This window comes from Candidatus Chloroploca mongolica, assembly GCF_004762035.2.
Taxonomy (GTDB): domain Bacteria; phylum Chloroflexota; class Chloroflexia; order Chloroflexales; family Chloroflexaceae; genus Chloroploca; species Chloroploca mongolica.
Window position 1 is genome coordinate 1 of record NZ_SIJK02000102.1, and the last position, 9,598, is coordinate 9,598.

Genomic DNA, 9,598 nt, shown 5'->3' on the forward strand with positions numbered 1-9,598 from the left:
TGCCCGTACCGGGGCGAGGCCGCATCCGGTGTAGGGGCACCCCTTGCGGGTGCCCGTACCGGGGCGAGGCCGCATCCGGTGTAGGGGCACCCCTTGCGGGTGCCCCGTTGTATCCGATTTCGTATGATGCAATTGCCCTACGAGTGGCGGCAAACCGTACGGAAAGCTGCTGCCAGCTATGGTAACGAGAGTGCCTTGTATGCGTAACTGCGCCGCGAAAAGAGGAATACAAAAATCCGCATTTTCTGTGATGGAGGAACGCACGGACGGTGCTACATTGGAGGTGTCTCGAGTCAACAGAGCGCAGTTCGCAACCGGGTATCGCACAAGCATAAGGAGCAGTTTAACCGTGGACAACAAGAACCATAACGTCGTCGTCGGCATCTTCGACAGCGAGGACGCCGCCGAGAGCGCCCGCGACACAATCAAGAGCTGGGACAAGGCCAGCGAGGAAGTCAAACTCGGCGCAATCGGCATCATCACCTTCGAAAAGGGCAAAGTCAAGACCCACGTTGGTCGCCAGGTTGGCAAGGGTGCCGTCGTCGGTGCGACGGTCGGCGTGATCGCCGCCCTGCTCCCAGCCGTCGGACTGATCGGCGGTGCCCTCATCGGCACCACCGGCGGCGCCGTGGTGGGCACCTTCGTCAAGAAGAACCTCAACCTCTCCAAAGAAGATCTGCAGCAGATCGCCGAGCACCTTGGTCAGGGCAAAGCGGCCCTCGTCGTGACCGCTGACGAAGATGAGCTCGCCGCTGTGACCGAGAAAATCGAGAGCCTCGGTGGCAAGACCAAGAAGTACGAGATCCCCGCCGAGGGTCTTGAAGAGGCTCAGGCCGCGCTCGAGGCCGAAGCGACCGACGCGTAGGCACCCACCCACCGTCGTGGTGTTTTGCGAGCCTGGGAGCGAGGGCGAGACGCCCTCGCTCCCAGGCTCGCATATTGCTGGTTTTCAGGAGGCTCGGGGAGGGACAGCCTGGTCGGTCGACGCGGGTGTGGTGGCGTCGTGCAGGATGAGCGGGCGGGCGAGCGCGTCGGCACTGGCGAACTGCACCACGGCCCGCGTGTTGGCGGCCAGAGCTCGCGCTACGTCGAGTTGCTCGCCCTGCCAGTCCCACGCTGCGGCCTCGGGGAACAGCTGCAGCCGCTCCTGGAGCTTTTCCAGTCGCAGCGCCTCGGTCTCAGCTTCTAGCGCAAGCACAGTGCGCCGGGCCTCAGCCCGTTGAAGCTCGAGCTGCAATTCCTCGCGCGCCTGCTCGACCTGGGCGACGATGCGCTGGCGCGTCAACGCCGCCTCGTCGGCCTGGAGCCGCAGGGCGAGGGCCTGGCGTTCGGCTTGCTCGGACTGCTGCACAAGAGCCAGGCGTCGCGCCTCCTGCGAGGCCAAGAAACCGCCTGGCGGCTGCGCGTAGGTGATCGCGATCGTCACGACGCTGATACCGTAGCGCTCGGCATAGGCGTTCAACGCCGCACGCAACTCTGCCAGATCCCGACGCACGAGATCGTTCACCGCTGCAACCTCGATCTGGCGCACCAGCTTGCGCAGCGCGTCCTGGCAGGCTGCCTGGAATACCCGGTCGAAGTCGTCGGGCGAGATGTTGTAGATGAAACACTGCGGATCCTTGATCATGAAGGTGATCAGTGCGTCAACGCTGACCCGTACGTCATCGCTGGTGGGTGCCTCGACAACCAGCACGTCGAATGGGATCTCGCGGCGCGTGACGAGGTGGGTAACGATCATCCAGGGCGGCAGCACATGGGGGCCGCTGCCCAGCGTTCGCACGTAACGCCCGCCGATAGCCAGCAATGCGTTGACACCCTCGGGGATCGCCACATAGAACGAGCGGTAGAGTCCCAGCAGCAGCACGACGACGCCAATTGCCAGGGCCAGTCCAATAGTCCAGTTCAGACCGATGACGATGGCTCCAATGATAGCGCCGGCCACCAGAACCCCGCCCAGGGCAAGGGCACCGACCTGCAGGCGCACCAGTCGTTCGGGCACGATCACGATTGGCGTAGTACCGTCGGCACCACGGGTTGTGAAGGCCTCGGACGCGAGTTCGAGCGGCACCCGCCGCTGGGTCAACTGCGCGTCGCGTTCGTCGAGTTGAATGTCGTCGGGTTGAGTCATGGCTAGGCACCTCGCTCTCGGTCTTCAGACATCGGCTGGCGTAGTTGGGTCACACGGCGATAGACGAGGGCGGGGCGGCGCCGCACCGCCTTTACAGCGGGGAGTGGCTCGCCGGGGAGCAGGCCGGCCGGGCGGGGCGGGTCGGCGAAGCGTCCATAGGCGTAGCGGTAGAGATCCCGTACCACTGCGGTGATCGGGGTAGCCAGCAGGATCCACCAGAAGCCAAACTGGCTCAGGGCGACCACGACCAGGATGAGGATCGCCGGGTGCAGATCAACGATGTTGCGCTCTAGGCGCGGTGCCACTAGGTTACTAATTATTTGCTGGACGAGGAAGAACAGGAGCACGACGGCAAGGGCCAGTTGAGGGGAAATCGTCAGGGCGAAGAAGATCGACGGAATGGCGCCCAGGAACGGCCCGATCGAAGGGATCAACTGGGCTAGCCCGGCCAGGATCGCCAGCAGCAACAGGTAGCGAGCCTCGGAGGCGAGGCCGAAGAGCTGGGTGAGCAGGTCGAGCCCCAGGTAGACCAGCCCGCCCGTGATCAGCGCCGTGAACAATTGGCCCCGCACAAAGGCGCTGAAGGCGCGGTCGAGGATGCGAAGCACGGCCCAGACCTCAGCTCTCGCGGCAGGTGGCAGCGCCTGGTCGAGGACGGCGCGGCCGCGGGGCTGATCGACCAGCACAGCCAGCAGCCAGGTTGGCACGACAATGAGCCCAAGCACGAAGCCCACGGTATTCGCCAGCCCGAGCAGGGCTCTGATGGTTAGGTTGACGCTTTGCCCGAGGTAGACGTCGACGTTCGAGCGGGCCTGGTCGTAGAACTGGGTGATCACGTCGATGATGAAGGCTCGCATCGGGGGCGGAAGCGTGCGCAGGTAGGCGGCAAGGCGCTGCTCGTAGGTGGCGAAGTCGTCGGGCGAAGGCAGACTCAGGTAGGCCTCATTGATCTGCCGCACGATGATGGGCACGAGCAGCGAGAGGAAGAATGCGGCGAGCACCGCAACCAGCCCCATAATCAGCAGGACGGCGAGCGTGCGGGGGAGAACGCGGTCGAGCAGGTTGACCAAGGGGAGCAGCACGTAGGCAATTGCCGCGCCGACCACGAACGGGAAGAGCGAACCCCAGGCGAACCAGATCAGGGCGATCAGGCCGAGCAAGGCTCCGAGCGTCAATAGCAACTGAGCCAGACCACCGGGGGTGATCGTGGCGATGCGCTCGCCCAGTTGCCGCCAGGCCATTCGTGCCCGCCGCACCGCCGGGGGTCCACGCTCCTCTGGTACTCTGGGCGCCACTCCCTCTGGGCGGTCGGCCTTGTTGTCACCGTCTGGTGGAGTCGAAGCGCGGCGTGTGCCGCGTGGGGTAACAGTCATTGCCATAGGTAACGCATGCCTTCCTACACATTTGGCATCACAGGTGAAATATGCGGGTTGACACCGCCACACTGGTAGGTGTCGAGCACCCAGGCTGCGGCACCGTGGCGCAGGAAGATCGCGACCAGGGTACGCGCCGCCACCGAGGGCAACATCGTGCGCCAGCTACGCAGGGCGGTGAACAGGTTCGCTAGTCCGCCCATGTCGGCGCTGCCCCCCAGCACGCCCGCGTCGCTGGCCCAATCGGATCGCGCACCGCCGAACGGCACGAGGTAGCGCTCGAGGTCATTGCCCAGGGCCATCAGGTCGGCCAGGTCTTGCTCGTGTGCGCTATCGCCAGCGGTGAGCGTCTGGCGATCTTGCCAGGTGAGGTTCTGGGCGATGACCTTGAAGGCGGCGTAGAGCGCCTGGTTCGAGTCCTGAGCGCAGTTGTAAGCTGGCGTCACAAGGCTGCTACCAGCACCGCCGCCGATGCGGTAGCGTGCGGTCATCATCTCTAGGTAGCGACGGGTCAGCGCCAGCGGCGTGACGCTTGTCTGCCCACGCCGCCCCGTGAAGCAGGGCAGGCGCACCAGCACATCACGCACGGGGCGGGTGCCGAGCCACCCGTACTGGCGGTCGCCGATGTAGCGCGACCAGTGAAGAGCGCCCGAGGTGAGTCCGTCGGGGTTGTGAGCGTAGACTTGGAGGTATTCGATATCGAAGCTCAGTTCATCGGCGATGGGTTCACGCACGACCCGAGCCACGCCGAAGGCGAAGTGGCCCCAGTAAAGCGGGCTTGCCTTCAGGGCTGGCTCGGCCTGTTCGCCGCCAATGCCGCCGTAGACGTGGATGAGCAGGGCGTCGTCGCCCTCGCACCAATCGGCCTGGGCTGCCTGCGGGTCAACGCCGGGGGGCGGCAGGAAGACGTTCATCGCCTGGCCTTTATGGGCCGCAGCGTTCTTGATGCCCTGCTTGCCGACGTACCTGAGCGCCTCCTCTTGCGAGGCGATCACGCGTGTGGGCGCGAGCCGCAGGAGCTGACGCGGGGCCAGGGCCTGCACAACAAACACGCCCTCGCGGTCGCACGCCCCGTAGATGTACCAGCCGTCTACGCCGGCCAGAGCGTGCTCGATTCCCGCGTTGGTGAAGGGCATAACCCCATCCTGATTGGCAACCACGAGGGGCATATGGACGACCTCGGCGGGACCGTCGAAAGCGGCGCTGTCTCGACTGTAATGAACCACCCGATAGTGCTCGTCGTCGCCCTCGGCGGCGAGGAACTTCACAAGGGCGTAGAAGCGCCCGGTGATCTGCACCGGCTGGCGTGGCACGAACAGGATGGGTGCCCCACCGTCGGCCGGCGCGGCGTCCAGTGTGACCGGCTCGGGCAGGCGCACAACGATGTCATCGTTGGGGTGAGCACCGGCTAGGGACTCGAAGGGATTCACCAGGGACAGCCCTTGGATCCGCTCGGGCAGCACCGTGCCCTCGGCGACGGCTTTGCGGGCCCGCCCATCGAAGAGCACCTGCCGGGTGAGCGACCAGTAGATCTTGTTGGTCGCCGCTGTGTCGGCCCAGCGCAAGCGTACCACTGTACCGACGAGCCCATCATGCCCGGCGGGCGCATGGTGGATCTCGATCAGTGTGCCTCGCACCTGCTCGCGCTGCGCGAGGGGCGGCAGGATGAGCCGACCCATCCATTCGCCGATCGGCTGGTACAGGTCCGGGGTGGGCCTGCGGTCGAGCGGGTAGTATGCTGGCCGGTTGAACGGGGCCTGCCAGTAGCGGCCATAGCTATTGTCAGGCCGCTGGACAGGGGCCTGGTTTGCTGCACCCATAGATGCTCCCTATACTAACCACCAAAGCACTGCCACGCGAACGGCGACCGTGTTATGCTCACGTTGACTGCTCCTCGGGTATGGCCTGCGCCTCCTCGCTAAGCGAGGGTGCAAGCGTACGCTCACCCTTGCGGGAGGCCTGCTTACCCTTGCGGGAGGCCTCCTTCTGGCGGGCCTGCATCCGGCGCAAGTGCCGCCGTGTGCGGGCCTCCTGCTCCGACTGAAGAAGTGCCTCGGCGAAACGCGTTAGCAGCGCCATCAACATGCCGAAGCCCATGAAGATGTAGAAGACCGTCAGCAGTTTACCGACGGGGGTCTTGGGCGTAAAGTCACCGTAGCCCACGGTAGCCAGGGTGATCGCCGAGAAGTAGAAGCTATCGAGGTAGGCCCAGCCCTCGACCTCGTGGAACATCAGTGTCCCCACGAAGAGCAGCAGCACGGTGAGTGCGGCCAGCGAGCGGAACGACGGGTCGCGCCATACCATGCGGACGGTCGACCAGAACTGCGCTAGGGTGATTAGCAGCGCAACCATGCGGGCGCACCTCATCGCGGTTGGGACTTTATCCAGCCAGAGGCCGGGGCTCTCTCCACTCTAGCGCTCCGAGGCCCCCGATGCATCGTAGCGATTGCTGAAATCCCGCTTCCAGATAAGGCAGGCCCCTTTGCCCAGGATGCGTAGCCGCCCCGGCGAAGGGCACAATGCTCTACGTATTCGGCGCGATCCGGCTTCCACAACTGGTCATGATGCTTGCGTGTCCTGACGATGCCAGTCAAAGACTCTCTTGCTACACTTAAGATTGACGACGATCCAACTTCAGCGCAGAGTAAGGAGTCACGTAATGCGCCGGATTCTGATCCTGCACGCTCTGCTCGGCACGGGCCACCTGAGCGCGGCGCGAGCCCTCGACGCCGCCTTCGCACGCTTCCCAGGCGTCGAGGCCCACGTCGAGGATAGCCTCGACTTCATCAACCCCGCCCTCAGCAGCCTGTGGAAAAAGGGCTACAAGGAACTGAGCGAGCACGCCGCAGGGCTGTATAGCCAGGTCTACCGCGCCGCCGATACCGATGATGCCCAACGGGCGATGGCCGAGAACCTGCGGGGTGCGACACGCGGCTGGCCCTTCTTCCAGAAGCTCGAGCATTATGTGGCCGAGTTGGCGCCTGCCGCCATCATTGCGGTGATGCCGGTGCCCCTGGCCTTGATGAGCCAGCTTAAGACCGAGGGTCGCCTGGCCTGCCCTCTCTACGGGGTGGTCACTGACTTCCTGGCCCACAGCGTCTGGGCCGTCCCCCACGTGACACGTTACTTCGTCCCTAGCCGCACCACGGCTGCCATGCTCGCATGGCAGGGGCTCGACCCTGCCACCCTTACAGTGACGGGCATTCCGATCAACCCGGCCATCGCTGAGCCGAAGCAGGCCGACAAGCTACGCTGGCAGCATAAACTCCCCCTCGACCGGCCCCTCGTGACCATCTTCGGCGGGGGCGTAGATCCCGCGACGATCGCCTTCATCGCGGCGCGCCTGGTCGAGCAAGAAGTGCCCCTCACACTCGTGATCTGCGCGGGCCGCAATGAGCGGCTGCTGGACGCGCTGGCCGGAATCGAGGGCAACGCCACCGTTGGCCTGCAAAAGCTTGGCATGATCGACTACGTAGATGACCTGGTGACGACGAGCGACCTGGTGATCTCGAAGCCGGGCGGTCTGATTACCAGCGAGGTGCTGGCCCGTGGCACGCCAATGATCACGATCTGCCCTCTACCAGGGCAGGAGGAACCCAACGCCGACTTCGTCACCCTGTCCGGGGCCGGTATCTCGCTGCGCGTGCCCGAGTTGGTACCGATCACTGCGCTCCACCTGCTCGAGTCGCCCGCGTTGCTGAGCCGCATGCGTGCCAACGCCCAGGCCGTCGGCAAGCCTCGAGCGGCCCTCACCATTGCCGAGCAGGTGCTTGACGACCTGGATGTTATCTAGTCAGCCGTAATGAGTTTTAAGCATTACATCAGGTAGTGCCGACTTCAGTCGGCTGAGCCGGAAGCCGACTGAAGTCGGCACTACCATCATATACCCGATGTAATATTGAATATTCATAACGGTTGGGCTTGTCTCTGACGCTATCGGTTTGCAAGCCGAAAAGGTGACTTTATGCTTGCGCTGCTGCTCTTCGGTGCCCTCGCCCTGCTCGCGGTAAGCCTCGCGCTCGCCCCGCTCGAGGCGCTCGGCTGGTGGGCGGGCTGGTTCGGCAACGACCACGAATTGGAAGCTGCCGCCGACGCTCTGCGCGAGCGCCAGGGCGTCGGTGGCGCGGCGGCGCGCCACTACGTGGTCTTTCTCTCGGGCGTAGGCAGCCCCCGCAGCGGCGAGGTTCCGGAGGAGGAGCGGCCCTTTATCGCCCACCTCCGGGCGCACCTGCCCGACACGGTCGTTGTTGACGGGGTGCTGCCCTACTCGGTGCTGGGCCTCAGCCTCGATCATCCGGCCCGGCCCCTAGGACGGCTGTGGCACCACGCCATTGGGCGCGGCGGCTTTTGGCAGCAACTGATCAATACCCGCAACCTCTTCCAGGTTCTCGTCTCGGCCGACCGCCGCTATGGCCCGGTGATAAGCTTCGGTCTGGCAAAGCAGATCCTGATCGCTCTCGTTCGCCACGGCTACGTCATTGACAGTGGGGTGCCAATTACGCTGGTCGGCTCCAGCGGTGGCGGGCAGATGGGCCTCGGGACGGGACCGTTCCTCGCTCAGGCGTTGCATGTCCCCGTGCGCATGGTCTCCCTCGGCGGCGTGATGAGCGGCGACCCTGCCATCCTCAGCTTTCGCCACTTCGACCATCTCTACGGGACAAAAGACCCAGTGGCAACGATGCTTCCGCAGATGATCTTCCCCAGCCGCTGGCCGATCAACCACCGCTCGCCGTGGTGGGAAGCCCGTCAGCGCGGCATCTACCGCGAGCGCGCTATCGGGCCCATTGCCCACACAGGTCCCGGCGGCTACTACGATGGCAAGAGTAGGCTGCCCGACGGAACCGACCACTGCACCCACTCGGCCAACGAGGTCATCGCATGCATCCGGTCGTGGGAAAGCGAAGGGATATGAGGCAACAATGAACAATCGCCCTTTCTTTGTCGGCATTCTCGTAACAAGTCTGCTACTGGTCGTCTATGTGCTCTGGCCGTATGCAGGCGAGATTGCCGTTGGGCTGCTGGCGGCGGTGCTCTTCCGTCCGCTCTACGACCGCGCCCTGGGCTGGAGGTGGACGGGAGGGCGCGATCTGGTCGCCCTGGCCGTGACCCTGCTCGCCATCGCGCTGACGGTGCTGATCCCCTTGCTGGTCGCGGTGACGCTGATCGCGAGTCAGAGCCAGCGTTTCCTCGCCGAGATCCAGTCGTTCGATCCATCGTCCGGCGGTGAGCGCGTGCGGATCTTCTTTGAATGGATCGCCCAGGCGACCGGGCAGGCGGGCGAGCAATTGCGCGTACGCCTTGACACCGGAGTCCGCCAGGCGCTCGAGCAGCTTGCCGGAGGCGTTTTTGGTCTGGTTGGCTCGATCCCCGAACTGATTATCCGCTTCTGGGTCTTTCTGGCTACCCTGCTTTACGTGCTGCCGAGCTACCCCCGACTCGTCGGACAACTCCAGCGCGGGCTCCCTCTGGCCCCAGCGATTTCGGGGCGCTTCCTCGAGATGGCAACCCTGGGCCTGCGCTCAACCGTGCTGAGCATCGTGGCGGTGGCAGGTGTGCAGGGGCTAAGCACGGGCCTCGTGCTCTGGCTCATGGGCGTGCCCTACGTAGCGATCTGGACGCTGCTCTGCATCGTGGCTGCGATCTTCCCGCTGGGCGTACTGATCGTCACCGTACCGATTGCGGTGGTGATGCTCGCGATCGGCTGGGGTTGGCAGCCGCTTGTGCTGCTAGGATGGACCTTCGTCGTGATCCCGAACATGGACGAACTGATCCGCCCGGTGCTGATCTCACGCAGCACCGAGTTGCACTGGGCCCTGGTGATGATCAGCGCCTTTGGCGGTGCAGCTCTCTTTGGGGTCTGGGGCGTAGTGATTGGCCCTGTCGCAATGATCCTAGCCAAGACGGCTATCGAGCTCTACTTTGAGGTCTACATCGATGCCAGGGTAGCAGAAGAAGCACCGACCCTTAGCGTTACTGAATAGTGTGTGAACAAATTCTGCTCTGCTGCCGAAGGGAGTGCCGGCTTCAGCCGGCTTCCGGCTCATCAGGTAGTGCCGACTTCAGTCGGCTTCCGGCTCAGCCGACTGAAACGCTTGGT

8 protein-coding genes are annotated in these 9,598 nt (G+C 64.4%); 4 read left to right on the top strand and 4 right to left on the bottom strand.

All coding sequences use genetic code 11. The features are described from left to right. The first annotated feature begins 349 nt into the window (after window positions 1-349). On the top strand, window positions 350-865 hold the full coding sequence (locus tag EYB53_RS24230; RefSeq protein ID WP_167857597.1) for a DUF1269 domain-containing protein: 516 nt from the start codon (window positions 350-352) through the stop codon (window positions 863-865). An 84-nt stretch (window positions 866-949) separates the two neighbouring features. Here the strand turns inward: EYB53_RS24230 and EYB53_RS24235 are convergent, their stop codons facing one another. From EYB53_RS24235 to EYB53_RS24250, 4 genes are read right to left on the bottom strand one after another with little or no spacing between them, the layout of a single operon-like run. Then, complete coding sequence (locus tag EYB53_RS24235) at window positions 950-2,128, bottom strand: SPFH domain-containing protein (RefSeq protein WP_135482002.1); 1,179 nt, start codon at window positions 2,126-2,128, stop codon at window positions 950-952. A gap of 2 nt (window positions 2,129-2,130) precedes the next feature. Then, on the bottom strand, window positions 2,131-3,507 hold the full coding sequence (locus EYB53_RS24240) for an AI-2E family transporter (protein ID WP_135482004.1): 1,377 nt from the start codon (window positions 3,505-3,507) through the stop codon (window positions 2,131-2,133). A 17-nt stretch (window positions 3,508-3,524) separates the two neighbouring features. Continuing rightward, complete coding sequence (locus EYB53_RS24245; protein WP_135482007.1) at window positions 3,525-5,321, bottom strand: hypothetical protein; 1,797 nt, start codon at window positions 5,319-5,321, stop codon at window positions 3,525-3,527. 58 nt (window positions 5,322-5,379) lie between these two features. Beyond that, window positions 5,380-5,853, bottom strand: a complete 474-nt coding sequence (locus EYB53_RS24250; protein WP_135482009.1) for a potassium channel family protein — start codon at window positions 5,851-5,853, stop codon at window positions 5,380-5,382. Between the two features lie 307 nt (window positions 5,854-6,160). Between EYB53_RS24250 and EYB53_RS24255 the strand changes: the two genes are divergently transcribed. The 3 genes from EYB53_RS24255 (at window position 6,161) to EYB53_RS24265 (ending at window position 9,482) form a co-directional block, all read left to right on the top strand. Next, a complete protein-coding gene (locus EYB53_RS24255; RefSeq protein WP_135482011.1) occupies window positions 6,161-7,294 on the top strand; it encodes an MGDG synthase family glycosyltransferase in 1,134 nt (377 codons plus the stop codon). A 171-nt stretch (window positions 7,295-7,465) separates the two neighbouring features. After that, the gene (locus EYB53_RS24260; RefSeq protein WP_135482013.1) at window positions 7,466-8,413 is read left to right on the top strand and encodes a hypothetical protein; all 948 of its coding nucleotides are present in this window, start codon (window positions 7,466-7,468) and stop codon (window positions 8,411-8,413) included. Window positions 8,414-8,420: 7 nt separating this feature from the next. Next, window positions 8,421-9,482: an AI-2E family transporter gene (locus EYB53_RS24265; RefSeq protein ID WP_167857598.1), complete on the top strand. Its 1,062-nt coding sequence runs from the start codon at window positions 8,421-8,423 to the stop codon at window positions 9,480-9,482. The last annotated feature ends 116 nt before the right edge of the window (window positions 9,483-9,598 follow it).

What these genes read in the sequence shown, in the direction of transcription:
- EYB53_RS24250 (WP_135482009.1), bottom strand. Translation starts at nt 5,853, where the DNA reads ATGGTTGCGCTGCTAATCACCCTAGCGCAGTTCTGGTCGACCGTCCGC.
- EYB53_RS24265 (WP_167857598.1), top strand. Translation starts at nt 8,421, where the DNA reads ATGAACAATCGCCCTTTCTTTGTCGGCATTCTCGTAACAAGTCTGCTA.
- EYB53_RS24245 (WP_135482007.1), bottom strand. Translation starts at nt 5,321, where the DNA reads ATGGGTGCAGCAAACCAGGCCCCTGTCCAGCGGCCTGACAATAGCTAT.
- EYB53_RS24255 (WP_135482011.1), top strand. Translation starts at nt 6,161, where the DNA reads ATGCGCCGGATTCTGATCCTGCACGCTCTGCTCGGCACGGGCCACCTG.
- EYB53_RS24235 (WP_135482002.1), bottom strand. Translation starts at nt 2,128, where the DNA reads ATGACTCAACCCGACGACATTCAACTCGACGAACGCGACGCGCAGTTG.
- EYB53_RS24240 (WP_135482004.1), bottom strand. Translation starts at nt 3,507, where the DNA reads ATGGCAATGACTGTTACCCCACGCGGCACACGCCGCGCTTCGACTCCA.
- EYB53_RS24260 (WP_135482013.1), top strand. Translation starts at nt 7,466, where the DNA reads ATGCTTGCGCTGCTGCTCTTCGGTGCCCTCGCCCTGCTCGCGGTAAGC.